The sequence below is a fragment of the Arthrobacter sp. zg-Y877 genome (assembly GCF_030373105.1).
Lineage (GTDB): Bacteria > Actinomycetota > Actinomycetes > Actinomycetales > Micrococcaceae > Arthrobacter_B.
Genome location: NZ_JAUCPU010000005.1, coordinates 1 through 802, shown reverse-complemented (window position 1 = coordinate 802; position 802 = coordinate 1). Strand labels below are relative to the sequence as shown.

Here is an 802-nt window from a genome sequence, read left to right as displayed (position 1 = left end):
CAGGACGGCATCAGCCTCATCCAGACCGCTGAAGGCGCCCTGACCGAGGTGCACAACATCCTCAACCGTGTCCGCGACCTGTCTGTCCAGGCAGCCAACGATACGAACAACACGGATTCGCGTGCGGCCATCGAGAAGGAAGTCACCGCGCTGACCGACGAGCTGACCCGTATCAGCGAGTCCACCAACTTCAACGGCATCCAGCTCCTGGGTAAGGCTGCTGGCGCCGCTGAGACCGATACATTTGGCGACACGCTGAAGGTCCACGTCGGTGCTGCTGCCGATGAAACCATCAGCATCAAGCTCACCGACGTAGCCAAGATTGTCGACACGCTGACCACAACAGGTGGCGTCGACGGAGCGGCCTTCGACGTCAAGACCCAGCTTGGTGCCGAGGCAGCCATCACTGCCCTGGATACCGCCATCACGGCTATCTCCACCGGCCGTGCCGACCTGGGTGCACAGCAGAACCGCCTGGAATCCACCGCACGCACCATCGCGGTGTCCGTGGAGAACCTCTCCTCGGCCAACTCCCGCATCCGCGACACGGACATGGCAGCGGAAATGGGCAGCTTCACCAAGTCCCAGATCCTCTCCCAGGCCGCTACCGCAATGCTGGCCCAGGCCAACCAGATGAACTCCGGTGTTATGCAGCTCCTGCAGTAGCAGATCGGGCAACACCTGATTCATCAGCAGTAAGAACCACCAGCAGTAACCGCAGTACCGGCAGGTGAATGGCCGCTGGCGGCGGGGAAACATGACTTGGACCTCACGCTTCCCGCCGCCAGCCCATTCCCTGCCT

The 802-nt window shown here is 62.0% G+C and carries 1 protein-coding gene; it reads left to right on the top strand.

Annotated elements, in window-relative coordinates:
- Positions 1–666: flagellin (locus QNO03_RS10730; protein WP_289603313.1), on the top strand; the 666-nt coding region annotated here is incomplete at its 5' end.
- Between the last annotated feature and the right edge of the window lie 136 nt (positions 667–802).